The sequence below is a fragment of the Sphingomonas sp. KRR8 genome (assembly GCF_023559245.1).
GTDB lineage: Bacteria > Pseudomonadota > Alphaproteobacteria > Sphingomonadales > Sphingomonadaceae > Sphingomicrobium.
This window is the reverse complement of record NZ_CP097462.1, coordinates 73987-98111: the sequence shown is the minus strand read 5'-3', so window position 1 is coordinate 98111 and position 24125 is coordinate 73987. Positions and strand designations below refer to the sequence as shown.

Below are 24125 nucleotides of genomic sequence, written 5' to 3'. Positions count from 1 at the left end.
AGGCCGGGACCCAGTACGAGGCTCCCACGTTCGCGGGAGCACATTGCCTTAGAGATCGATCAGCAGCCGTGTCGGATCCTCGATCGCTTCCTTGACGCGGACGAGGAAGGTGACCGCCTCGCGGCCGTCGATCAGACGGTGATCGTAGGAGAGGGCCAGATACATCATCGGGCGGGCGACGATCTGGCCATCCTTGACCACCGGCCGCTCCTCGATCCGGTGCATCCCGAGAACCGCCGACTGCGGCGGGTTGATGATCGGGGTCGACAGGAGCGAGCCGAACACGCCGCCGTTGGAAATGGTGAAGGTGCCGCCCTTCATGTCGTCGGCAGTGAGCGTGCCGTCCTTGGCCTTCTTGCCATAGCCGGCGATCGTCTTCTCGATCTCGGCGAAGCTCATCTGGTCGGCCGAGCGGATCACGGGAACGACGAGACCCTTGGGCGCCGACACGGCCACCGAGACGTCGAGGTAGTTGGCGTAGACGATCTCGTCGCCCTCGATGCGGGCATTGACGGAGGGCACGTCGCGGGCGGCAAGCGCCACCGCCTTCACGAAGAAGCCCATGAAGCCAAGGCGAATGCCGTGCTTCTTCTCGAACAGGTCCTTGTAGCGGGCGCGGGCTGCGATCACCTCGGTCATGTCGACGTCGTTGAACGTCGTCAGCAGCGCAGCGGTGTTCTGCGCGTCCTTGAGGCGGGTGGCGATCGTCTGGCGAAGGCGCGTCATGCGAACGCGTTCCTCGCTGCGGTTGCCGACAGGCGCAGCCTGCGGCGCGGCGGCAGGCGCCGGAGCCGCGGCGGGCGCGGCCGGCGCCTTGGCCGTCGGCTCACCGGCGGCCTTGGCTATGTCTTCCTTGGTCAGGCGGCCGTCCTTGCCAGTGCCGGTCAGCGCCGACGGGTCGACACCGCTTTCCTGCACGGCGCGGCGGACCGCTGGGCTCAAGCGAAGGGCCTGCGCTTGTTCGTCGGTGATTTCGTGGCTCGAAGCCGGGGACTGAACTCCCGCCGACGCGGGAGCACTAGTCTGAGCCGGAGCGCTGGCTTGCGTGGGAGCGCTGCTCGGGACCGGGGCACTGCCGCCCGCACCTTCGGCGATCGTGGCGATCACCGCGCCAACATTGACCGTATCACCCTCGCCCACCAGCGCTTCGCCGAAGGTGCCCGCCACCGGTGAAGGCACGTCGACCGAGACCTTGTCAGTTTCGAGGCTGGCGATCGGCTCGTCCACCGCGACCGCCTCGCCGGGCTTCTTGAGCCATTGGCCGAGCGTCGCTTCGGTGATGCTCTCGCCGAGCGTGGGGACTTTGACTTCGATGCCCATCGGGGTCCTCTAGCTGTTGGCCTTGGCGGGTTCGGGCTGTTTAGCCTCGACCGCGGCATTGGTCGATTGCGGGGTGCCGAGCGCGTCGCCGACGAGATCGGTCTGCTCGGCGGCGTGGCGCTTGGCGAGGCCAGTCGCCGGGGAAGCCGACGCGGCACGGCCGGCGTAGCGTGGGCGCAGGTTCTTGCCGGCGGCCTTCAGCGCTTCCTCGATGAACGGCTCCACGAAGAACCACGCACCGTTGTTGCGCGGCTCTTCCTGGCACCAGACCACTTCCTCGAGCGCCGGCATGGCCTGCAGCCGCTTGATCAAGGGCTCCGACGGGAAGGGATATAGCTGCTCGAGCCGGACGATTTCGATGTCGGTCGCGCTAGCCGCGTCCCGTGCCTCGATCAGCTCATAGGCGATCTTGCCCGAGCAAAGGACCAGTCGCCGCGTCTTGCCCGGCGCCGGCGGGTTCAGGTCGGACAGGATCCGCATGAAGTGGCTCTCACCGGTGAAGTCGGCCGCCGTCGACACGGCCAGCTTGTGGCGCAGCAGCGACTTGGGCGTCATCACCACCAGCGGCTTGCGGAAGTCGCGAAGCAGCTGGCGCCGAAGCATGTGGAAGTAGTTGGCCGGCGTGGTCGGGTAAGCGACCTGGATGTTGTCGTCGGCGCACAGCTGGAGGTAGCGCTCCAGCCGGGCCGAGCTGTGTTCCGGTCCTTGGCCCTCGAAGCCGTGGGGAAGCAACAGCACGAGCCCGCTGGCGCGCAGCCACTTGGCCTCGCCGCTGGCGATGAACTGGTCGATGATGACCTGCGCGCCGTTGGCGAAGTCGCCGAACTGAGCCTCCCACAGCACCAGGGTCCGGGGGTCGGCCAGGCTGTAGCCATATTCAAAGCCGAGCACGCCGAATTCTGACAGCGGGCTGTCGCGCACCTCGAACCGGCCGCTGTCGATGCGGGTCAGGGGCACGAACTTGGCGCCGGTGCGCTGGTCGGTCCACACCGCGTGGCGCTGCGAGAAGGTGCCGCGGCCGCTGTCCTGGCCCGACAGGCGGACGTTGTGCCCTTCGGCCAGCAGCGCGCCGAAGGCCAAGGCCTCGGCCGTCGCCCAGTCGAAGTTCGCACCCGCGCCGAACATCTGGCGCTTGGCCTCGATGATCCGCTGCAGTGTCTTGTGCATGGCGAAATCAGCCGGGACGGTCGTGATCGCCTCGCCGATCCGCTCCAACTCCTCCGCGTCGATCGCGGTGCCCGTATTGCGGCGGCCGCTGACCGGCTCGTCCGGCCGGCTGAGCCCCGCCCAGCGGCCTTCGAACCAGTCAGCCTTGTTTGGGCGATAGCTGGCGCCGGCCTGGAACTCACCCTCGAGGAGCTGAGTGAACTCGGCGGTCTTGGCATCAATCCAGGCCTGGTCGACGACGCCTTCGGCAATCAGCCGGTCGCCGTACAGCTTGCTGACCAGCGGGTGCTGACGAATCGCGTCATACATCAGCGGCTGGGTGAAGCTGGGCTCGTCGCCCTCATTGTGGCCGAAGCGGCGGTAGCACCACATGTCGATCACGATGTCACGATTGAACTTCTGCCGGAACTCGATGGCGAGCTTGCAGCAGAAGGTGACCGCTTCGGGATCATCGCCGTTGACGTGCAGGATCGGCGCCATGATCCCCTTGGCCACGTCCGACGGGTAAGGCGAAGACCGCGCGAACTGCGGCGAGGTGGTGAATCCCACCTGGTTGTTGATCACGAAATGCAGGCAGCCGCCGGTGCCGTAGCCGGGCAGTCCCGAGAAGCTGAGACATTCCCAGACGATGCCCTGGCCGGCAAAGGCCGCGTCGCCGTGGAGCAGGACGGGCAGCACCTTGTCGCCCTGCGCGTCGTCCTTGATCACCTGCACCGCGCGAGCCTTGCCCAGCACGACCGGATTCACGGCCTCCAGGTGCGAGGGATTGGCCTGAAGCGAGAGGTGGACCTTGACCCCGTCGAACTCGCGGTCGGAGCTGGTGCCGAGGTGATATTTGACGTCGCCGGAGCCGCCCACGTCCTGCGGGTTGGCGCTGCCGCCCGCGAACTCATTGAAAATGGCGCGGTAGGGCTTGCCCATGACGTTGGCGAGGACGTTCAGCCGGCCTCGGTGGGCCATGCCGATGGTGACTTCCTCGACGCCCATCTGGCCGCCATATTTGATGACGCTTTCGAGCGCGGGGATCATGCTCTCGCCGCCGTCGAGGCCGAACCGCTTGGTCCCGACATACTTCTTGGCGAGAAAGCGCTCCCACTGCTCGCCGTGGATCACCTTTTCCAGGATCGCCTGCTTGCCCTCGGGCGTGAAGCTGACGCCCTTGTCACGGCCTTCCATCCGGTCCTGGAGAAAGCGGCGCTCCCCAAGATCGTTGATGTGCATATATTCGAGACCGATCTTCGCGCAGTAATTCTTGCGCAGGATGGCGACGATTTCGTTGACAGTGGCCGTCTGCAGCCCGAGCGCACCCGCGATATAGACCGGGCGGTCGAGGTCGGCGCCGGTGAAGCCATGATATTCCGGCGTCAGGTCGGCCGGCAATTCCCGGTGCGAGAGGCCAAGCGGGTCGAGGTCGGCGGCAAGATGCCCGCGCACACGGTAGGTGCGGATCAGCATCATCGCTCGGACGCTGTCGTCGGCCGCCTTGTGCAGCGCGGCCTCGTCGGTCACTCCCGCCGCTTGCGCCTGCGCCTTCGCAGCCTTGGCGACCTGCTCGATGCTGGCTTCGGTCGGATCAAGCCCGAGATTGAGGTCGTCGAGGGTCGTCACCGGCCAGTTCGGCCGCGCCCAGCTCGGTCCCTGCTCAGTCTCGAATACGTCCATCACCGCCTCTTTGTGCTCCCACGAGAGGCGGGAACCCACACCTCTTGTAGCGCCTTCACCGGATATGTGGGCACCCGCCTTCGCAGGTGCAAAAGATTTATCCGTTAAGGAGCGCCTTCAGCGTCTTGCCAAGCTCAGATGGGCTCGGCGACACGGTAATGCCAGCCGCTTCCATCGCCGCGATCTTCGATTCCGCGTCGCCCTTGCCGCCCGAGACGATCGCGCCGGCGTGGCCCATGCGGCGGCCCGGAGGGGCGGTGCGGCCGGCGATGAAGCCGACCGTCGGCTTCTTGCGGCCGCGCTTCGCCTCGTCGGCGAGGAACTGAGCGGCGTCCTCTTCCGCGGAGCCGCCGATCTCACCGATCATGATGATCGACTTGGTCGCGTCGTCGGCAAGGAACATCTCGAGCATGTCGATGAACTCGGTGCCCTTGACCGGGTCGCCGCCGATGCCGACCGCGGTGGTCTGGCCGAGGCCCTCGTTGGTGGTCTGGAACACCGCCTCATAGGTCAGCGTGCCGGAGCGACTGACCACACCGACGCTGCCCTTCTTGAAGATGTTGCCCGGCATGATGCCGATCTTGCATTCCTCAGGCGTCAGCACGCCCGGGCAGTTCGGCCCGATCAGCCGGGACTTGGAGCCATCCAGCGCCCGCTTGACCTTGACCATGTCCAGCACGGGAATGCCCTCGGTGATGCAGACGATCAGCGGGACCTCTGCGTCGATCGCTTCCAGGATCGAGTCCGCGGCGAAGGGCGGCGGGACGTAGATGACGGACGCGTCGGCGCCAGTCCTGGCAACGGCTTCTTCGACGGTGTCGAACACCGGCAGGCCGATGTGCTCGGTGCCACCCTTCCCGGGGGTCACGCCGCCGACCATCTGGGTCCCGTAGGCGAGCGCCTGCTGCGTATGGAAGGTGCCGGTCTCCCCGGTCATGCCCTGGGTTATGACCTTGGTGTTCTTGTTGACGAGAATGCTCATTCGATAGCAGCTCCCATGTGCCCCCGCGCAGGCGGGGGCCCAGCCTTAAAACAATGACTCATAGAGGTCCTTCCATTGCGGATTGACCTCTTCGATCAGCCGAAGCTTCCAAAGCCGGTTCCACTTCTTGATCTGCAGTTCGCGCTGCCGCGCTTCCTGCAGATCGTCGTGTGCTTCGAACCAGACCAGCAAGCCGCAGCCATGTTCCTTCGTAAACCCATCGATCAGCTGGTTGCGATGCTGATAAGCGCGCTGAACCAGATTGCTCGTCGAGCCCGTGTAAATCGTTCCGTTGCGCTGGTTCGCCATGATGTAGACGAAGCCAGCCTTCATTCCTTTGTCCTCATGTCCTCGCAGACGCGAGGACGGTCTGGGCTCCCGCCTTCGCGGGAGCACTGCTGTTTACGCCAGCGAGCCGTCGATCTGCTTGCAGGCGTCGAGCAACTCCTTGACCGCGTCGACGCTGACCTGGAGGTTGGCCTTGGCTTCGTCGTCGAGCTCGATCTCGATGATCTTCTCCGCGCCGCCCGCGCCGATCATCACCGGCACTCCGACGTAAAGCCCGTCGACGCCATACTGGCCTTCGACATAGGCGGCGCAGGGCAGGATGCGCTTCTGGTCGTTAAGGTACGCCTCGGCCATGGCGATGCCGCTGGTCGCCGGGGCGTAGAAGGCCGAGCCGGTCTTGAGCAGGGCGACGATCTCGCCGCCGCCGCCCCGGGTGCGCTTGACGATGGCGTCGATGCGTTCCTGCGTGCTGAGGCCCATCTTGATGAGGTCGGGCACCGGGATGCCGTTGACGGTCGAATAGGCCGGGACCGGCACCATCGTGTCGCCATGGCCGCCCAGCACGAAGCTGTTCACGTCGCGGACCGAGACGCCGAACTCCTCGGCGAGGAAGTGGCTGAAGCGAGCCGAGTCCAGCACGCCGGCCATGCCGACCACCTTGTTGTGCGGGAGTCCCGAGAATTCGCGCAGCGCCCACACCATCGCGTCGAGCGGATTGGTGATGCAGATGACAAAGGCGTCTGGCGCGTTGGCCTTGATGCCCTCACCCACCGCCTTCATCACCTTGAGGTTGATGCCCAGAAGGTCGTCGCGGCTCATGCCCGGCTTGCGGGCGACGCCAGCGGTGACGATGATGACGTCCGCGCCAGCGATGTCGGCATAGTCGTTCGAGCCGGTGATCGTGGCGTCGAAGCCCTCGATCGGACCGCACTGCGACAGGTCGAGCGCCTTGCCCTGGGGCACGCCTTCGACCACGTCGAACAGGACGATGTCGCCAAGCTCCTTCTGGGCGGCGAGGTGAGCAAGGGTGCCGCCGATGTTGCCGGCGCCGATCAGGGCAATTTTCTTGCGAGCCATAGAGTGCTTCGGGCCTCTTCAGAACTAGCGTATGGAAGCCGGCCGAGGACCGGCGGCGGGTGCGAGGGGGCCTCTAGCCCTTGAGGCGCGACGGGGCAACCGCTCGGTAGTCTCGTGGGTTAACAGCTTCATCAGGCGCGGTTCACCGCGTCATCGTTAGGAAAAAGAGATGAAACACGCATTTCTCATCGCGGGCGCAGCGCTCGCCGTCATCGCGGCTCCGGCCGCGGCCAAGCCGGGCAACGGCCACGGTCATGGCAATGGTCATGGTGGAGATCGGGACCGCTGGGAGCAGCGCGACCAAGGCGATCGTGGCGACCGCTACGGCTACGGCTACAACGATCGCGGGTGTCCGCCGGGCCTCGCCAAGAAGCACAACGGCTGCATGCCGCCGGGCCAGGCTCGCCGCCTGAACCGTGGCGACCGTTATGCGCAGAGCTACGGCTATCGCTATTACAACTACAACAGCATCCCGTACGACGTGCGGGAGCGCTACGATCTCAACCGGAACTACCGTTATTATTCGGACAACAGCGGCTACCTGTACGGGGTCGACCCGCGCACGCAGGTCGTCCAGCAGATCATCCAGGCGTTGATCCGCTAGGCAGCGGCCCTTCGATGGAGCCGGCGGCGCAGCAACGCCGTCGGCACCACGATGAAGAGGAGCAGAGGCAAGGCCCAACGATCCTCCATCGTTACGCCAAGCCCGAGCGCGAGGGTCATTCCGGTCCCGACAATGGCTGGAATGGAGAGCCTCAGCAGTTCAAGCCGGGCGCCGTGTACCGTCAGGTCCGAGTGCGCCAGTCGTCCGACGAACACGGCATAGGACCACAGCAGGAGCTGCGTCACGCCGATGGCGGCGAACAAGGCGAAATAATAAGAGATGCCCTTGGCCGGCCCATGCGTCGCCAGCAGCTCGGCCACTGCCGGGGTCAGCGAGACCAGGCACAGCAGGAACAGGTTGATCACCGTCAGCGGCACGTCTGCAGCCGTAAGCTTGGCGAACATCCGGCGATGCGCAGCCCAGAACAGGCCGACCACGCCGAAGCCGAACAGGAAAGCGAAGATCGAGCGCCAGCTTTGTCGCAGCAGGTCGGCAAGCGTGCCATCCCACTGCTCGGGCACCTTCAGCTCCAGCGCAAGCAAGGTGATGGCGATGGCGAACACGCCGTCCGAGAGCATCAGCAGCCGGTCGTAATTGTGCCGCGCGATGTGGCGCACCAGCGGCTCGACCTCGTTCAGGCTCTCCGGTTCGCTCACCTGCCGCCTCCCCCTTTTTGCGCCGCGCTTACCTCCCGGCCAGTTGGCGGATCATGATCTCCCAGTGAAGCACGTCATCATAGGCCGCAGCCACCGGAATGCGCTCGTTCAACCCGTGCGCACGCTCGTCGTCCGGGCTGATGCCCCAACTGCCGTCGACGCCGTAGGTGGGAATGCCGCCGGAACGGAAGAAGCTGGCATCGCTGGTGCCCGTCGCCATGTTGGGGATGACCCGCATGGTCGGCCCGCGCAGCTGCCGGACGGCAGCGGTGTAGGCGGCGAGCACGTCGGGGCGGATCGCAGGCACCGGCGTCGGTTTGCCGATGAAGCTGGGATCCGGAGTGATTTCCACGCCCTTGCCGACCAGCGCCTGAAGCTCCGCCTGCACCGTGCGCGGCTCGACGCCGGGCATGATCCGGCAATTGACCGTGGCCTTGGCGGTCTGCGCCAGCGCGTTGTCGGCGTGTCCGCCGCTCAGCATGGTCGCGACACAGCGGGTGCGGGTCTTGCCTGCCTCAAGCTCGTTCGCCTCGACCGCGTCCGCCGCGGCGCCGTCGTTCGGATTGGCGAGCCAGCGGCGCATCGCATCACCCAGCGGCCCCTTTTCGTCCAGCTGCCGGGCCTGGAAGTAAGCGCGCGTGACATCGTTCAATTGCGGCTGGAAGCGATAGCCCTGCAGCTTCTTCAGCGCGTCGGCCAGTTCGTAGATGGCGTTGTCTGGCCGCGGGCGCGAGCTGTGGCCGCCACGGTTGTGAACGGTGAAGAAGTAGGTCTGGTAGGTCTTCTCGGCCGCGTCGAGCGCATAGCCCAGCGGCCAGCCGTTCTTGTCAAACGCGCCGCCGCCGCCATCGGCGTTGAGGGCGAAATCGCTGTCGAGCAGGCTCTTCCACTCGGTCGAGCCCTTGAGCGCGCCATTCTGCATCGTCTCTTCGTCGCCGGTGAAGAACAGCACGATGTCGCGGTTCGGCTTGAACCCGGCAGCCTTGAGCTTGGCCAGCGCCAGCGTGGTCGCGACGATGCCATTCTTCATGTCCGACGTGCCGCACCCGTAGAAGTACCCACCCTCCTCGACGAAGCCGAACGGATCGCGCGCCCAATCCTCGCGCCTGGCCTCGACCACGTCCATGTGGCCGATGATCATCATTGGCTTCTTGGTGGGACGTTCGGCCTTCCAGCGGAAAAGCAGGGCAGCGGTCTTGTCGCCGGGCAGTCCTTCATAGGGCAGGATGCGGATCGAGTCGGCGGGGAACCCGGCCTCCCGCAGGTGGCTGGCGACCAGCTCGGCCATGGCGGGGACCTGGTTGCGCTGCACCACGCTGGGGATCTCGATTGCCTGCTTCAGGAAGGATCGGGTGCGGGCCTGCCACGCGGGGTCGAGCTTCGTGGGCTGGGCAAGCGGTGAGGGCGAGGCCACCGCGGGAGCAGCGACGCAAGAAAGCAAGAGAGCGGCAAGGTGACGCATGGACAGGTTCCTTGAGAATGTGGCGGAGCCTAGGCTGGTCACCATGACTGACTCAAGAGCCTTGCGCAGCGCCGTCGCCCTGCCGCTCTCCGCCGTGCTGCTGGTCAGCGCATCGCCCGCCGCCGCCAGCCACCATGGTTGGAACACGGCCAGCACCATCTCGCGTGACCTGGTGGTCGGCGCCGGACTGGGGCTGCCGCTGCTCAAGGGCGACTGGCATGGGCTGGAACAATCGGCGCTGTCGATCGGCGTGGCAGGAGCTGCGACCCAGGGGCTGAAATACGCCTTCCCGGAAGAGCGGCCGGACGGCAGCAGCAACAAGAGCTTCCCTTCGGGCCACACCTCCATGAGCTTCGCCGCAGCGGCCAGCCTGCACAAGCGCTATGGCTGGCAAGTGGGGATTCCGGCCTATGTGCTGGCAAGCTTCACCGGTGTCGCGCGCGTGAAGGCCGACAAGCATTATGTCCACGACGTGCTGGCCGGCGCGGTGTTGGGGGAAGCGTCGGGCTGGCTGCTGACGAGACGTCACGACAGCAAGGTGCAGTGGCTGCCCTGGGCCGGCACCCGCGAGGCCGGAGTGGCCCTCAACGCTCGGTTCTAGCAAGAGCACGGGGCGCGCCGGGTCGCGCAGTGCACCGGCAAGCGTGCATCGCCCGTCAGCGCTTCAACCAATCCGCGACGTGTCGGCGCTTGCGCCAGAAGTCGACCAACCCGAGCCGCTCACACAGCCTCAGGAATTCGGGGGTGTGGTGGACGCTAGCCAGCATTGGACTTCCGATCCACGGGGTCAGGCGATCGGTGACGGGCGTGTAGGTCCCCTGCTCAACCGTGAAGCGCAACTCCGGCACCGCGAAGACCTCGCCAAAGAAGTAGGCGTTGAGAATTTGCATCGCGACCGCCGGCCGCCCGAGCAGCGCCAGGAACTGCGCCGCATTCTCTGCCAACCCCGCGCCGCGCTTGGCCCTCTCCAGCCATTCGGCCTGAACCGCGTCGATCGCTTCCGGAGTCGGGGAACGCGCCGCCTCTGCGACACGAACGACGGAGTTGATCTCCTCAGGGTCGATGTTGGTCGGGCGCGTCGACGTATCCGCCGCCATGGCGATGGACGCTTCCGGGCGGGCACTGGCCAGGTTGATGTAGAAGCGGGTGAACCAGATTGCGTAATGCGTCGGATAAATGCGCGCCGCCTCGGCCAGCAGCTGATCGGTGCGCTCCATCTGGCCAGAGTACCAGGCGCCCCTGATCCGGCTGTAGTGGAAACCCGGCGTCGGCGGCACGACGCCGGCGATCCGGTCGTCCACCGCAAGCGCCTCTGCGGCATAGCCGACCGCCTGCAGCAGCGCGCTCCAGGTCGACAGGATCCATTCGTCCGCAGGCATCTCTGTCACTGCCCGGCGCAGAACTGGCTCCAGCGCCGACCAATTGCCGGTCAGCGGCCGCGCTGACGCCAGCGCCACGCGGCTTGCGGGCGCGTCCGGGTCGAGCGCTGCCGCTCGCGCCGCCGCTTCACGAGACCGCGCTAGCAGCGCGACGCTCTCGCCCCGCTCTCGGTAGCGCGACACCAGCGAATAGGTCAGCGACAGGGCGGCCCACGCCGGAGCATAGTCCGGCGCGCGCTCGACCACCTGGCGGTACAGGCTGATCCCCTGGTTCTGCCCCTCGCGCGTATTCTGACGCACCTGGGAGCGGGCGTCGTCCATCAGGTCACGGATGGCTGCCGGAGCTTGGTTGCGCGGCCGGAGCAGCAAGGCAGCCCCTGCGACGCCCGCAAGAGCCACGGCACCCGTTCCCAGCAGCAAGGCCCGCCGGCTTGGAGCGCTCGCTGCGCCGTCCGGAGCGATGATCGGCGGCGGAGCCGGCGGATGCTCAGCATCAGACGCTCGATCGCCCGTCCTCAAACGATAACCGACGCGGTTGATCGTCTCGACGCTGAACAGCCCCGCGCCCATGCCTTCGGACAAGCGCCGCAGGCGCGACATGATGCGGTTCACCGCGTCGTCCCCGACGATCCGCCCATCCCAGCAACTGGCGATGAGATCGTCGCGGGCGACCACCGCGCCATTTGCCTGCAGTAGCGCCACGAGGACTTTCATGACGCGCGGCTCGACCACTTCTTCGCGGCCGTCCCGCACCAAGGTGCGGGTTGCGGGACGGACTTCCAGGTCACCGACCCAGATGGCCGACTGATGCGCGAGGGTGATGGCGTCCATGCTGCTCCCCAACTGGGAATCTAGCACGGGCCACCACTCCGGCCAATGATCTGCAGAATTCAGCGAATGGCGAGCCGGATGCTGGTCGCCTTGCTTGCGAGCTGGCGGCTGGCAGAGGCCATCGCGCGGTCGCGGCATTGGCCGACCCGGTCCTTGTCCGACCACTCCACGGCATTCGCGAAGGAGCCGCACACGTCTTCAAGGGCCCCGGCCAGCCGGCGGTTGTACAGCTGCATACCGCTGGCCGACGTCAGGTCGAGGTCGGCGACGGTGAAGGAGGCGGTTGGGCCCGCATCCACCACCACGTCGGCAGGGGCAGCGGCGAGGAAGAGCAGGGAAGCAAGAAAGATCATGGCAGAAACTCCGTCGTGCCGTGATTGGCAGGACGGAAGATCGCCGATTCATTTGCTCCCGGCGTGGACGATAACCTGATGTTTTGCCGATTTTGCCCTGACCAAGCGCCGATTTGCGACGTTCAGGGCTTCGCCGGAGGCGCGACATAGGGCTTGAACGCGCCGCCCGGCACCGCGCTGGCGACCGGGCTCTCCCAGCCGTCCTTGCTGACCGAGGAGACGCCGAACACCCAGTCGTCGACACGGATGTGGGGGAGAACGGCTTTCACCTTTTGAGCACGAAGTCCTTCGATGCATCCCTGCGAGTAAATTTCGCAATGAGTTATGATAACGGCCGGCCCCACGACGCGCCGAGCATACTCCCAGACGTTAGCGTCGGTTCTCCGCCAGCGAACCATGTAAGCAGCAGCACTCTCTATTGGTTGCCAAGTTATCGTCGTGTCAGTGCTCACCGCACCCTCAACTTTCGGTTCCGGCGGGGGCGGCGCGCTGGCGATCGCGGCGAGCGCGGCGGTGTTCAGCTTCACCACCTTGGTCAAGTAGGGGAAGTCCATCTTGTCGATGGTGTCGCCATAGACCTTGCCGTTCTCGGTCCTCAGATCCTGGTGCTGCTGGTCGTAATTCTCGACCGCGACCGAGAAGCGCACCGCCGGGAAGCCGTTATTGAGGAATTCCGTGTGGTCGCCGCCACGGCCGAAGCGGTCGTTGCGCCAGACCTGCATGACGTCGAGGCCGATGCCGGGGAGCCGCTCAGCGAGGCGGTCGAGGAAGCGGCTGAGGTTGCGGCTGGGTGCGTCATTCTCGCCGCCCAGGCTGCGGATCTGCCGGGCAAGTTCCTCATGCCCCTGCCAGCGCGGGCCTTCAGAGAAGACGCGGACGACCTTGTCGTTGCAGACCCCGTCCGAACCGCACGAATTACCGATGATGTCGTTGTTGAGGTTGGCGATGACGTTCCAGCCCTGCGCCTTGGCATAATCCGCCAGGATCTTGCCGCCGAGCAGCCCCTGCTCCTCCCCCGACAGCGCGGCGTAGACGATGGTGCCCGGGAACTTCTGCTTCGACAGCACGCGGGCGGACTCGAGGACCGCGGCGGTACCCGAGCCGTCGTCATTGGCGCCCGGCTCCTCGGCGTTGACGTTCATAACGTCGGTCACGCGGCTGTCGATGTGGCCGGTGATGATAACGACGTCGTTCGGCCGCTCGGTCCCGCGCTGGATCCCGACCGCGTTGCAGACCCGGGTCGGTGTCGGCACACGGGGTGGCTGGGTGACGGTGTCGCAGGTCTGCAGGGTCTGCAGACCGTTTTTCTTCAGCTCCGCCTCTGCCCAGCGCACGGCCGCGCCGATTCCGCGCTTCTTGTCGGTCTGGGACGACAGGGTGTGGCGCGTGCCGAACGCGACCAGCCGTGCCACCGTGTCGTGAATGCGCTGCTGGCTGACCTGGTCGGCCGCCGCCTGCATCCTCTGTTCGGGGGTGCCGGTCTGGGCGGCGGCGGGGCTGGCGAGCATGGTGGCGGCAAGCAGGGCGATCGAACGCATCGGCAATACTCCTCGGACGCGACTCACTGGCATCGCCGGTCGGGCTTGGCTAGGGGCTCATCCCAAGAGGAGACCCCCATGCGTAGCATCGATCATTTCATCGGCGGCGGCAGCCATTCGTCGGGCGAGCGCCAGGCCGAGGTGTTCAACCCGTGCGAGGGCCAGGTCCAGGCGACCGTCCGCCTGGGCACCGCCAGCGACCTGCAGAAAGCGATCGATGCCGCCAAGGCCGCGCAGCCGGCGTGGGCCGCGACCAACCCGCAGCGTCGCGCCCGCGTCATGTTCCGCTACAAGGAGCTGATCGAGCAGAACATGGACGAGCTCGCGCAGATCCTGTCCAGCGAGCATGGCAAGGTTCTCGCGGACTCGAAGGGCGACATCCAGCGCGGCCTGGAAGTCATCGAATACACCTGCGGCATTCCGCAGGCGCTCAAGGGTGAATACACCCAGGGCGCGGGTCCGGGCATTGACGTCTATTCGCTGCGCCAGCCGCTCGGCATTGGTGCCGGCATCACGCCGTTCAACTTCCCGGCGATGATCCCGATGTGGATGTTCGGCATGGCCATCGCCTGCGGCAACGCCTTCATCCTCAAGCCGTCGGAGCGTGACCCGACCGTGCCAGTGCGGCTGGCCGAGCTGATGAAGGAAGCGGGCCTTCCCGACGGCATCCTCAACGTCGTCCACGGCGACAAGGAGATGGTCGACGCGATCCTCGATCATCCGGACATCGCCGGGATCAGCTTCGTCGGCTCGTCCGACATCGCGCAGTACATTTACTCGCGCGGGACCGCGAACGGGAAGCGCGTGCAGGCGTTCGGCGGGGCCAAGAACCATGGGATCGTCATGCCGGACGCGGACTTGGACCAGGTCGTCACGGACCTGACCGGTGCGGCGTTCGGCTCGGCCGGTGAGCGCTGCATGGCGCTGCCAGTGGTAGTGCCCGTCGGCGAGGAGACGGCCGATCGCCTGCGCGAGAAGCTCATTCCCGCCATTCAGGCGCTTCGGGTCGGCGTTTCGACCGACCCTGACGCGCATTACGGCCCGGTCGTCACCCGCGCGCACAAGGAGAAGGTCGAGGGCTACATCCAGATGTGCATCGACGAGGGGGCCGAGCTGGTGGTCGACGGCCGCGGCTTCACGCTGCAGGGCAATGAGGACGGCTTTTTCGTCGGCCCGACCTTCTTCGACCATGTCACGACCGAGATGCGTTCCTACCAGGAAGAGATCTTCGGTCCGGTCCTGCAGATGGTCCGCGCCGCCGACTTCGAGGAAGCAGTGCGACTGCCGAGCGAGCATGATTATGGAAACGGCGTCGCCATCTTCACCCGCAACGGCCACGCCGCGCGCGAATTCGTCAGCCGGGTCAACGTCGGGATGGTCGGCGTCAACGTGCCGATCCCGGTGCCGGTGAGCTACCACAGCTTCGGTGGCTGGAAGCGCTCAGGCTTCGGCGACATCGGGCAATATGGCCAGGAGGGCCTGCGCTTCTGGACCAAGACCAAGGTCGTGACCCAGCGCTGGCCGGACGGCGGCGTCGGCGATGCGGCGAATGCGTTCGTCATCCCGACAATGGGTTGAGCCAGAGCGGCCGAGCAGAACGGGAGCGGAGCAAGACGAGCGATGCTCGGCGAGAGACCGCGATGGCCGGCCGACCTGCAGCCGAAGCGGCTGACAGGATCGAGGTCACGGATTTCACTTCCGTGACGGCCTGCTCTCACGTGAATGGCACCTCGCCGTTCGAAGCCGCCTACGGCTTCTCTCGTGCCCTGCGGGTGGGAGATCGCATCCTCGTCTCCGGCACTGCGCCCGTGGAGGCCGACGGATCATCCACGCCGGGCGACGCCGCCTCACAGGCGCGCCGCTGCTTCACCATCATCCTGCAAGCGATCGAGCAGCTTGGCGGCAGCGCGGACGACGTGATCCGCACCCGCATGTACATCACCAACCCGGCCGATGCGGACGCCGTCGGAGCGATCCACGGCGAGATCTTCGCGGACATTCGTCCGGCCGCCACCATGGTCGTGGTGGCGGCGCTGCTGCGCCAGGAGTGGCGGGTCGAAATCGAGGCCGAGGCGCTCGTGACCTCAAGAGAATAGTGGCGTTCCGGCCGGGCAAACGGCTGGCCGCTGGCGCCCACTTGGCCACTCAACGATAGCAGGTCTGGAAAGCTTGGCTGACGCGCGCTAACGCCGCCCTCATGCAGCAATTCGAACTGACCGAGGATCAGCGCCAGATCCAGGAGATGGCGCGCCAGTTCACGGCCGCCGAGATCACGCCCAACGCCGCCCATTGGGACGAGCACCACATCTTCCCGCGCGACACGATCAAACAGGCTGCCGAGCTCGGCTTTGGCGCCATCTATGTCTCGGAGGAGAGCGGCGGCATTGGCCTCGGGCGGCTCGAATCGGCCCTGATCTTCGAAGCCATGAGCTATGGTTGCCCGTCGACCAGCGCCTTCATCTCCATCCACAACATGGCATCGTGGATGATCGACCGCTTCGGCGGGCAAGAGGTCAAGGCCAAGTACCTGCCTTCGATGATCGCGATGGACCGGCTTGGCAGCTACTGCCTCACCGAACCCTCCTCTGGTTCCGACGCCGCCGCGCTCAAGACCCGCGCCGTCCGTGACGGCGACCATTATGTCGTGTCAGGCTCCAAGGCGTTCATCTCGGGCGGTGGCCAGAATGAGGTCTACGTCACCATGGTCCGCACCGGCGAGGATGGGCCCAAGGGCATTTCCTGCCTGGTGATCGAGAAAGACATGCCGGGCGTCAGCTTCGGCGCCAATGAAAAGAAGCTCGGCTGGCACAGCCAACCCACCGCACAGGTCAACTTCGACGAAGTGCGGGTTCCGGTCGAGAACCGCGTGGGCGGCGAAGGCGAGGGCTTCCGGATCGCGATGATGGGCTTGGACGGCGGTCGCCTCAACATTGGCGCCTGTTCGCTCGGCGGCGCGCAGCGCTGCCTTGATGAGGCGGTCGGCTATACCAAGGAGCGCAAGCAGTTCGGCCAGGCGTTGACCGACTTCCAGAACACCCAGTTCATGCTGGCCGACATGGAGACGGAGCTTCAGGCGGCCCGCTGGCTTCTTTATGTCGCCGCCGCCAAGGTCACTGCCAACGATCCCGACAAAACCAAGTTCGCGGCCATGGCCAAGCGGCTTGCGACGGACACCGGCTCCTCGGTCGTTGATCGCGCGCTTCAGCTGCACGGCGGCTATGGCTATCTGCAGGATTATCCGATCGAGCGCTTCTGGCGCGATTTGCGCGTCCACTCGATCCTCGAAGGCACCAACCAGATCATGCGCGTGATCACCGCGCGCGAGATGCTGCGCCAGTGACCGACGACATCCTCATCCAGGTTGAAGGGCCGCTTGGGCGAATCCGGCTCAACCGGCCCAAGGCCATCCATGCCCTGACCCGAGAGATGTGCGACGCCATGTCAGCGGCGCTGCTCAACTGGCGCGACGATGCCGCAATCCATGCCGTGGTCATCGACCATGCCGAGGGCCGCGGCTTCTGCGCGGGCGGCGACGTGGTCATGCTGGCCCGCAGCGGCGCGGTGGACGGCAGGGACGCGGCGGCCTTCTTTCACGCCGAATACCGCCTCAACCACCTGCTGTTCACATATCCCAAGCCGACCATCTCCATCATGGACGGCATCACCATGGGCGGCGGGGTCGGCATCGCCCTTCCCTGCACCCACCGAGTCGCCACGGAGAACACCCGGCTGGCGATGCCGGAGACGGGCATTGGCCTGTTCCCGGACGTGGGCGGCGGCTGGTACCTTTCGCGCCTGCCGGGCCGCGTCGGGCAGTTCATGGCACTGACCGGTGCCCGCCTGGATGGAGCGGAATGCCGGTACCTGGGCCTTGCCACGCACTATGTGGAGCAATCGAGCCTTCCGGATCTGCTCGAGCGGCTCGCCAAGACGCCCAGCCGAGCGGCGGGCGCGATCGGTGCCTTTGCCGCCACGCCGCCCGAGGCGCGGATCGAGAAGAACCTCCCCGCCATTGCCAGGCTGTTCGCCTCCGACCAGCTCGAAGAGGTGGTCGGGGCGCTCGAAGCGGACGGCACCGACTGGGCGACAACCGAGCGCAATACGCTTGGCACCAAGAGCCCGCTGTCCTGCAAGGTGTCGCTCAAACTGCTTGCGGATGGTGCGAACCGGACGGACTTCGCCGACGAAATGCGCGCGGAATATGCGCTTGCCTGTCACGTGGTGCGAACCCACGACTTCATCGAGGGTGTGCGTGCGCTGCTGATCGACAAGGATCAGGAGCCCAGATGGGAGCCGCTGCTACCTGAGGAGGTCACGGACGCGATGGTGAACGACTTGTTCGCACCGCTCCCAGCCGGACAGGAATGGACGCCCTTCCCTCAAGCGTGAGGACGCAATGACCGAATACACCACCATTCTCGTTGAGAATCACGGCGCGGTGACGCTCGTCACCCTGAACCGGCCGCAAGCCCTGAACGCGCTGAACAGCGACGTCCTGCGCGAACTGATCGACGTCTTCGCAGCCTACGACGCCGACGACGGCCAGCGCTGCCTTGTCCTGACCGGCAGCGAGAAGGCGTTCGCGGCCGGCGCCGACATCAAGGAGATGCAGGCACAGGGCTTTGCCGACATGTATGCGTCGAACTTCTTTGCCGGGTGGGAGCAGGTCACCGCCACCCGCAAGCCGTGGATCGCCGCCGTCAACGGCTTCGCGCTGGGCGGCGGGTGCGAGGTCGCGATGATGGCCGATTTCATCATCGCCGGAGACCGCGCCCGGTTCGGTCAGCCGGAGATCAAGTTGGGTGTAACCCCCGGCATGGGCGGTTCGCAGCGGCTGACCCTTGCGATCGGCAAGGCCAAGGCGATGGAGATGTGCCTGACCGGTCGGATGATGGACGCCGCCGAGGCCGAGAAGGCAGGTCTCGTCGCTCGAGTCGTGCCGGCCGCCGGTTTGGTCGACGAAGCGCTCAAGACGGCGGCCGAAATCGCCGCCATGCCCCCGCTCGCCGCCATCGCCGTCAAGGAGATGGTCAATGGCGCCATGGAGCAGCCGCTGACGCAGGGCATTCGCTTCGAGCGCCGCCTGTTCCACGGCTTGTTCGGGACGCAGGACCAGAAGGAAGGCATGGCCGCCTTCGTCGAGAAGCGTCCGGGAAACTGGACCGGTAAGTAGGAGCTTAAGACATGGCACGCGTCGCATTCATCGGACTGGGCAACATGGGCGGCGGGATGGCCGCCAACCTCGCCAAGGCTGGCCATGAGGTTCGCGCCTTCGACCTGTCGCAGGCCGCGCTGACCAAGGCCGAGGAGCGGGGCTGTAGCCGTGCGGCCGACGCTGCGTCGGCGGTCGAGGGCGCCGACGCCGTCATCACCATGCTGCCGGCCGGCAAGCATGTCGCCGAGGTCTTTCGCTCGGCGGTGTTCGGCAAGGCACCCACCGGCGCGATCCTGATCGACTGCTCGACCATCGACGTCGATACCGCTCGCACGGTCGAGGAGGAAGCCAAGGCCGCCGGCTACACCATGGTCGACGCGCCGGTCTCCGGCGGGATCGCCGCGGCCGAAGGCGGCACCCTGACCTTCATGGTCGGCGGCAGCGACGACGGGTTCGAGCGTTCCCGCCCCTATCTCGAGCAGATGGGCAAGGCCGTCATTCACGCCGGTGACGCCGGTGCAGGCCAGGCGGCCAAGATCTGCAACAACATGTTGCTGGGTGCCACCATGGTCGCTACCTGCGAGACCTTCGCGCTGGCACAGAAGCTCGGCCTTGATCTGCAGACCTTCTACGACATCTCGTCCAAGGCGTCGGGCCAGAGCTGGTCGATGACCTCCTACTGCCCCGTCCCCGGCGTCGGACCGGAAACCCCGGCGGACCGAGGCTACCAGGGCGGGTTTGCGACGGCGCTGATGCTCAAGGACCTGAAACTAGCCGCCGAGGCCGCGCGGGCAGCGGGTGCCTACACCCCGATGGGCGGCGAGGCCGAGGAGCTGTACCAGCGCTTTGCCGATCGCGGCGGAGCGGGCCTCGACTTCAGCGCCATCATCAAGTTGATCGACGACAGCTGGACGCCACCTTCCGGTGAGGGCAACTAATTGAGCTGTAGTTTGCGTCGATCGAGGAAGGATCACTCATGAAGATATTGCTTGGCCTGACTGCACTGGCGACCGTTGCCGCCGCCGCGCCGCTGACCAAGGATCGCGCGTTGGGAATCATGCACCAACGGCATGAGACCATGGAGCAGATCGGCCGGTCCATGCGCGCCGCCAAGCAGGGCATCGAAGCCAATAACGTGGCGCAGGTCCGGACCGCTGCCGCGACCATTAACAAGCTTGCGGCGCAGAGCGCTCCGCTGTTCCCGGCCGGCACTGGTCCCGAGGTCGGGAAGACCCACGCCAAGGCCGACATCTGGGCGCAGCCGCAGGCGTTCGGCGAGGCCATGCAGAACCTCCGGACGGCCGCTGCGGCGTTCGACCGCGCTGCCCGAGGCTCCGACGTCGCAGCGATGAAAGCCGCGCAGGGCAACTTGGGAAAGACCTGCAGCAGCTGCCACGACCGGTTCCGCGCCAAGGATGACTGAGCCGGCGGCCGCCGGGGCGACGGCGGATGCGACCCTTGCGGTGCCGGTGTGGGACCTGCCCGTGCGGCTGGTTCACTGGAGCCTGGTCACCCTGATCGCTTTTTCCTGGTGGTCCGCTGAATATCATCACCTCGAATGGCACCTGTGGAGCGGGTTCGGCGTGCTTTTCCTGCTGAGCTTCCGCCTGATGTGGGGGCTGATCGGCAGCTCCACCGCTCGCTTCTCAAGCTTCGTGCGCGGTCCTCGCGGCGTCATCGGCTATTTGCGCAAGGCGCATAGCTGGGACCGGATCGGGCACACGCCGCTCGGCGCGCTGAGCGTCGTGGCACTGCTCGGCCTTATTGGAGCTCAGCTCTATTTCGGGCTGATCACCACCGACGAGGACGGGATCGTCGCCGGACCCCTGAACCGGTCGGTCGACTTCGAGACGGGCGAACTCGCTCGCACGATCCACCACCAGTTGTTCAACGTGCTGCTCGGCTTCATCGTCCTGCACGTCGGGGCCATCCTGTTCTACCGCCTGGTGCGCGGCAAGGACCTGATCGGAGCCATGGTGCGCGGCAAGGGTCGAGCCCCGGGCGGTGCGGCCCAATTCGTCCCCGCTTCTCCCGCCCGTCTGGTCGTCGCCCTGGCATTCGCCGCCGGGGTGACGGCCTGGGTCATCATGGGTGCACCGCCGTTTCACTCTTGATCGAGACCGGACGGCGGACCACATCGCTGCCATGCTGATCGAAACCGAACCGACGCCCAATCCGGCAACCAAGAAGTTCCTTCCGGGCGTGCCGGTGATGGAAGCGGGCAGCCGGGACTTTCCCGACGCCGACAGCGCCACCGCCTCACCGCTCGCCGAGGCGTTGTTTCGCACGGGCGAGGTGGAAGGCGTGTTCTTTGGCCGCGACTTCGTCTCCGTGACTGCGGTCCCGGACGTCGACTGGGCTGGGCTCGAACTCGATGTGCTACAGGTAATGCTGGATCACTTTTCCAGCGGTGCTCCATTGTTCAAGCCTGGCAGCGCTGCCGGCATCCACATCGCCGCCGATGAGACGGTCGTGGAGGAGGATCCCGCTGACGCGGACATCGTAGCCCAAATCCATGAGCTGCTCGAGACACGTGTCCGTCCGGCCGTCGCGCAGGATGGCGGTGACATCGTCTATCGCGGTTATCGGGAGGGCAAGCTTTACCTCGCGATGCAGGGTGCCTGCGCCGGTTGCCCTTCGTCCGCGGTCACACTCAAGCGCGGAGTGGAGAACCTCATTCGCCACTACGTCCCAGAGGTCGAGACGGTCGAAGCCGTCTGACGGACTTGCCCCGACGGTCAATCGGTGGCCAAACTGATCACGAATGATCCTCGCGCTCGACACCTCTACCGCGGCCTGCACCGCGGCCTTGTTCAAGGCGGATGGTGCGCTTCTGGCGCGCGCGGACCAGGTGATCGGGCGCGGTCATGCCGAACGGCTTGTGCCGATGATCGGCGACCTGCTTGCTGGCCGCCAGCCTGACCGGGTTCTGGTTGGGTGCGGTCCCGGCAGCTTCACGGGGCTGCGCGTCGCCATTGCCGCGGCGCACGGAATGGCGATCGGCTGGGGCGCCCCCTTGCGCGGTTTCAACTCGCTGGCGCTGCTGGCGGCCGGAGCACCAGGCGACGGTCCGGTCGCGGTGGCGGTGACTGGCGGCCATGGCGAACTGTTCGTTCAGCAGTTTACCCGGGGCGGCCTGCTGGCCGCCGACGGGCCGTTGCTCAACCTCCGGCCCGAGCAAGCAGCGGCGGAGATCAGCGCTCCGTTGGTTGTCGGATCGGGCGCCGAAGCGCTGATTGCGGCGCGCGGCCGGGGCGACGCTCTCGATCTGCTGCCTGCCGCGGCCGACGCCCTGGAGCTTCCACCCGCGCTGACCAGTCTCGATCCTCGGCCAATCTATGCCCGCGCGCCCGATGCGCGCCCCAAGGCGGCATGAGCCGGACCAGCTCAACGGCGATCACCCTGCGGCCCGCCGGTGGTGGCGAGCTCGACCAGGTCATGCGCATCATGGGCGAGGCCTTCGATCCCTGCTTCGGCGAGGCATGGACCCGCGCGCAATGCGCCGGAATCCTGCCAATGCACGGAGTGGCCATGACGCTTGCGTTCAGCAGCGAAACGCCGGTCGGTTTCAGCCTTGTGCGGGCAGTCGCGGGCGAGTCGGAATTGCTTCTGCTCGCCGTGTCCCCTGAGTGGCGCGGACGCGGCGTCGGTACCGCCCTCGTCGACGGTTTCATCGCGCACGGCCGGGCAGTGGGAGCGCACCACCTTCATCTGGAGGTTCGCGACGGCAATAGTGCCGTGGGACTATACCGACGGGCTGGATTTCGGATCGTCGGCCGCAGAAGCAAATATTATCGCGGGCTCGATGGTCAACAGTTCGACGCCTTGACCATGGCGCTAGAATCCTAGTCTTTGCCTGCGAGCTTTCCTTGCTTGCGTCTTGCCCGCTTCAAGAAAAGAAACTAAGTCGCTTTGCACAACGGGATGTAACCGGATGCGTGACTTTAACCACGGTTAGGATTTTCGAAGATGAATGATAATGACGTCGGTCAGGACACACTGATCACATTGACCGCCGACATCGTCGCCGCGCACGTCAGCAACAATAGTGTCGCGGTCAACGACCTGCCCCAGCTCATTCAGAATGTTCACGGTGCATTGAGCGGTCTTGGCGGGCAACCCGCGGTACCTGAAGCGAAACCTGAACCCAAGGTTCCGATCCGTTCTTCGGTCAAGCCCGACTTCATCGTCTGCCTGGAAGACGGCAAGAAACTGAAGATGCTGAAGCGGCATCTGATGACCCACTACAACATGACTCCCGATCAATATCGGCAGAAGTGGGGTCTTGCGGGCGACTACCCGATGGTCGCACCGAATTACGCGGAGCAGCGCCGGACGCTTGCCAAGTCGATCGGGCTCGGCACCAAGCGCAAGCGCACCGCTCGGGCCAAGTAAGCTGGCGAGGTCGTCACCTTGGTCTCGCCGGGGTGACGATCTCTCCTAGACCTGCGGTTCCCCGCACCCTACCTTGCAGCCATGCACCGAATGATCGACATCGAGGCGCTCTGCGCGGAAAAGGGTCTGCGCATCACCGAGCAGCGCCGGACCATCGCGCGCGTGATCTCCGAGGCGGAGGACCACCCTGACGTCGAGACGCTGCACGGCCGTGCGTCCGCAGTCGACGCGAACATCTCGATCGCCACTGTCTACCGCACCGTGCGCCTGTTCGAGGAGGCCGGCATCCTCGAGCGGCATGAGTTCGGGGACGGCCGCTCACGCTATGAAGCCGTCACGGAAGAGCATCACGATCACCTGATCGACGTCGAGAGCGGCAAGGTGATCGAATTCCATGACGAGGAACTTGAGTTCCACAAACGACGGGTGGCCGAGAAGCTTGGCTTCCGCCTAGTCGACCACCGGATGGAGCTATACGGCGTCCCCCTCGACCGCGACCACTAGTCGAACTTCCCAATGGCGGGCCGTCACGCGGATCGTGGCGATGCTCGCCTTGCTTGGCATTTGCGTGATCGCCCATCTGATCGTCCGCGGGTGGAGAGTGTCCCCTTGGCCCCGGCGCCTGTTACGCGGAATCGCCTGGCTTGCCGGAGCGCGGGTGACCACTCTTGGCGCACCAGCCGAAGAGCACAGCCTGCTGATCGCCAATCATGTGAGCTGGCTCGATATCCCGATGCTCGCCGGCGCGACCGGCTGCGCGTTCGTTGCCAAGGATGATCTTCGCAATCATCCGCTGATGCACTGGCTTTGCGTGGAGAATGGCACGGTGTTCGTCGATCGTGGCGACCGCAACGGCATTCGGGACCAGGCGGCGACCATGCGCGAGGCGCTCGAGACCGGGCGACCGCTCACCTTGTTTCCAGAAGGCACGGTCGGCGACGGCGGCACGCTGCTGCCGTTTCGTCCTGCCCTGCTCAGCGCATTCGCTCCGACGCCCGAGCACATTCCGGTGCGGCCGGTCGCCATCGATTACGGTAGCGCCGCCCGCGATTATGGCTGGCCCGATGGCGAGAGCGGCGTCGCGAACTTCCTCCGCCTGCTCGGCAGGAAGGGGCACGTCCCCGTGACCCTGCACCTGCTTGATCCCCTGCCCCCAAGCAACGACCGCAAGCAGCTCGCCCGCGCCGCGCACGATGCGATTGCCGCCGCGCTGGCTCCTAGCGGCGTCGCTCCGGCTGCCGTATAGGCGAAGACCG

The 24125-nt window shown here is 66.0% G+C and carries 26 protein-coding genes; 16 read left to right on the top strand and 10 right to left on the bottom strand.

Annotated elements, in window-relative coordinates; translation table 11 throughout:
- Positions 1 to 48: 48 nt before the first annotated feature.
- The 5 genes from odhB to mdh all read right to left on the bottom strand — a co-directional run bounded on the left by odhB (position 49) and on the right by mdh (position 6496).
- Entirely contained in the window at positions 49 to 1320 is a 1272-nt protein-coding gene (gene odhB, locus M8312_RS00440) for a 2-oxoglutarate dehydrogenase complex dihydrolipoyllysine-residue succinyltransferase (RefSeq protein ID WP_250118441.1), read from the bottom strand.
- A 9-nt stretch (positions 1321 to 1329) separates the two neighbouring features.
- A complete protein-coding gene (locus tag M8312_RS00435) occupies positions 1330 to 4149 on the bottom strand; it encodes a 2-oxoglutarate dehydrogenase E1 component (protein WP_250118440.1) in 2820 nt (939 codons plus the stop codon).
- A gap of 97 nt (positions 4150 to 4246) precedes the next feature.
- On the bottom strand, positions 4247 to 5131 hold the full coding sequence (gene sucD / locus M8312_RS00430) for a succinate--CoA ligase subunit alpha (protein ID WP_250118439.1): 885 nt from the start codon (positions 5129 to 5131) through the stop codon (positions 4247 to 4249).
- Positions 5132 to 5176: 45 nt separating this feature from the next.
- Positions 5177 to 5464, bottom strand: coding sequence for a GIY-YIG nuclease family protein (locus M8312_RS00425; protein WP_284070186.1), 288 nt, complete (start codon positions 5462 to 5464; stop codon positions 5177 to 5179).
- A 69-nt stretch (positions 5465 to 5533) separates the two neighbouring features.
- Positions 5534 to 6496, bottom strand: a complete 963-nt coding sequence (gene mdh / locus M8312_RS00420; protein WP_250118438.1) for a malate dehydrogenase — start codon at positions 6494 to 6496, stop codon at positions 5534 to 5536.
- 169 nt (positions 6497 to 6665) lie between these two features.
- On the opposite strand from mdh, the gene M8312_RS00415 reads away from it, so the two are divergent.
- Positions 6666 to 7100, top strand: coding sequence for a hypothetical protein (locus M8312_RS00415; protein WP_250118437.1), 435 nt, complete (start codon positions 6666 to 6668; stop codon positions 7098 to 7100).
- On the opposite strand, the gene M8312_RS00410 is transcribed toward M8312_RS00415, so the two are convergent.
- Both M8312_RS00410 and M8312_RS00405 read right to left on the bottom strand, forming a co-directional pair.
- Positions 7097 to 7756: a TMEM175 family protein gene (locus tag M8312_RS00410; RefSeq protein WP_250118436.1), complete on the bottom strand. Its 660-nt coding sequence runs from the start codon at positions 7754 to 7756 to the stop codon at positions 7097 to 7099. The genes M8312_RS00415 and M8312_RS00410 overlap by 4 nt on opposite strands.
- A 28-nt stretch (positions 7757 to 7784) precedes the next feature.
- Positions 7785 to 9218 (bottom strand): M20/M25/M40 family metallo-hydrolase, encoded by a 1434-nt coding sequence (locus M8312_RS00405; RefSeq protein WP_250118435.1) that lies wholly within the window; start codon positions 9216 to 9218, stop codon positions 7785 to 7787.
- Between M8312_RS00405 and M8312_RS00400 the strand changes: the two genes are divergently transcribed.
- Complete coding sequence (locus M8312_RS00400; protein WP_250118434.1) at positions 9217 to 9819, top strand: phosphatase PAP2 family protein; 603 nt, start codon at positions 9217 to 9219, stop codon at positions 9817 to 9819. The two genes, M8312_RS00405 and M8312_RS00400, sit on opposite strands and share 2 nt — an antisense overlap.
- 55 nt (positions 9820 to 9874) lie before the next feature.
- Here the strand turns inward: M8312_RS00400 and M8312_RS00395 are convergent, their stop codons facing one another.
- The 3 genes from M8312_RS00395 to M8312_RS00385 all read right to left on the bottom strand — a co-directional run bounded on the left by M8312_RS00395 (position 9875) and on the right by M8312_RS00385 (position 13319).
- Positions 9875 to 11428: a winged helix-turn-helix domain-containing protein gene (locus M8312_RS00395; RefSeq protein WP_250118433.1), complete on the bottom strand. Its 1554-nt coding sequence runs from the start codon at positions 11426 to 11428 to the stop codon at positions 9875 to 9877.
- A 59-nt stretch (positions 11429 to 11487) separates the two neighbouring features.
- Positions 11488 to 11781, bottom strand: a complete 294-nt coding sequence (locus M8312_RS00390; RefSeq protein WP_250118432.1) for a UrcA family protein — start codon at positions 11779 to 11781, stop codon at positions 11488 to 11490.
- Between the two features lie 122 nt (positions 11782 to 11903).
- On the bottom strand, positions 11904 to 13319 hold the full coding sequence (locus M8312_RS00385) for a M28 family peptidase (protein ID WP_250118431.1): 1416 nt from the start codon (positions 13317 to 13319) through the stop codon (positions 11904 to 11906).
- A gap of 78 nt (positions 13320 to 13397) precedes the next feature.
- Between M8312_RS00385 and M8312_RS00380 the strand changes: the two genes are divergently transcribed.
- From M8312_RS00380 to M8312_RS00315, 14 genes are all read left to right on the top strand, one after another.
- Positions 13398 to 14897, top strand: a complete 1500-nt coding sequence (locus tag M8312_RS00380) for a CoA-acylating methylmalonate-semialdehyde dehydrogenase (protein ID WP_250118430.1) — start codon at positions 13398 to 13400, stop codon at positions 14895 to 14897.
- A gap of 62 nt (positions 14898 to 14959) precedes the next feature.
- On the top strand, positions 14960 to 15415 hold the full coding sequence (locus tag M8312_RS00375; RefSeq protein WP_250118429.1) for a RidA family protein: 456 nt from the start codon (positions 14960 to 14962) through the stop codon (positions 15413 to 15415).
- A gap of 101 nt (positions 15416 to 15516) precedes the next feature.
- On the top strand, positions 15517 to 16659 hold the full coding sequence (locus M8312_RS00370; protein ID WP_250118428.1) for an acyl-CoA dehydrogenase family protein: 1143 nt from the start codon (positions 15517 to 15519) through the stop codon (positions 16657 to 16659).
- Complete coding sequence (locus M8312_RS00365) at positions 16656 to 17708, top strand: enoyl-CoA hydratase/isomerase family protein (RefSeq protein WP_250118427.1); 1053 nt, start codon at positions 16656 to 16658, stop codon at positions 17706 to 17708. Before M8312_RS00370 ends, M8312_RS00365 begins: the two co-directional genes overlap by 4 nt.
- A gap of 7 nt (positions 17709 to 17715) precedes the next feature.
- A complete protein-coding gene (locus M8312_RS00360; RefSeq protein WP_250118426.1) occupies positions 17716 to 18492 on the top strand; it encodes an enoyl-CoA hydratase-related protein in 777 nt (258 codons plus the stop codon).
- Between the two features lie 11 nt (positions 18493 to 18503).
- Positions 18504 to 19412: a 3-hydroxyisobutyrate dehydrogenase gene (gene mmsB / locus M8312_RS00355; protein ID WP_250118425.1), complete on the top strand. Its 909-nt coding sequence runs from the start codon at positions 18504 to 18506 to the stop codon at positions 19410 to 19412.
- A 38-nt stretch (positions 19413 to 19450) separates the two neighbouring features.
- Positions 19451 to 19897, top strand: a complete 447-nt coding sequence (locus M8312_RS00350) for a c-type cytochrome (RefSeq protein ID WP_250118424.1) — start codon at positions 19451 to 19453, stop codon at positions 19895 to 19897.
- Positions 19890 to 20588: a cytochrome b/b6 domain-containing protein gene (locus M8312_RS00345; protein ID WP_250118423.1), complete on the top strand. Its 699-nt coding sequence runs from the start codon at positions 19890 to 19892 to the stop codon at positions 20586 to 20588. The genes M8312_RS00350 and M8312_RS00345 overlap by 8 nt, the downstream gene beginning before the upstream one ends.
- A gap of 31 nt (positions 20589 to 20619) precedes the next feature.
- Positions 20620 to 21195 carry a NifU family protein gene (locus tag M8312_RS00340; protein WP_250118422.1) on the top strand — a complete coding sequence of 192 codons (576 nt, stop codon included), beginning with the start codon at positions 20620 to 20622 and terminating at the stop codon, positions 21193 to 21195.
- A gap of 43 nt (positions 21196 to 21238) precedes the next feature.
- Positions 21239 to 21850, top strand: a complete 612-nt coding sequence (tsaB, locus tag M8312_RS00335; RefSeq protein WP_250118421.1) for a tRNA (adenosine(37)-N6)-threonylcarbamoyltransferase complex dimerization subunit type 1 TsaB — start codon at positions 21239 to 21241, stop codon at positions 21848 to 21850.
- On the top strand, positions 21847 to 22323 hold the full coding sequence (locus tag M8312_RS00330) for a GNAT family N-acetyltransferase (RefSeq protein ID WP_250118420.1): 477 nt from the start codon (positions 21847 to 21849) through the stop codon (positions 22321 to 22323). Before tsaB ends, M8312_RS00330 begins: the two co-directional genes overlap by 4 nt.
- A gap of 120 nt (positions 22324 to 22443) precedes the next feature.
- On the top strand, positions 22444 to 22869 hold the full coding sequence (locus M8312_RS00325) for a Ros/MucR family transcriptional regulator (protein WP_250118419.1): 426 nt from the start codon (positions 22444 to 22446) through the stop codon (positions 22867 to 22869).
- A gap of 81 nt (positions 22870 to 22950) precedes the next feature.
- Positions 22951 to 23373 carry a Fur family transcriptional regulator gene (locus M8312_RS00320; protein WP_250118418.1) on the top strand — a complete coding sequence of 141 codons (423 nt, stop codon included), beginning with the start codon at positions 22951 to 22953 and terminating at the stop codon, positions 23371 to 23373.
- A 40-nt stretch (positions 23374 to 23413) separates the two neighbouring features.
- Positions 23414 to 24115, top strand: coding sequence for a lysophospholipid acyltransferase family protein (locus M8312_RS00315; RefSeq protein ID WP_250119798.1), 702 nt, complete (start codon positions 23414 to 23416; stop codon positions 24113 to 24115).
- Positions 24116 to 24125 lie beyond the last annotated feature (10 nt).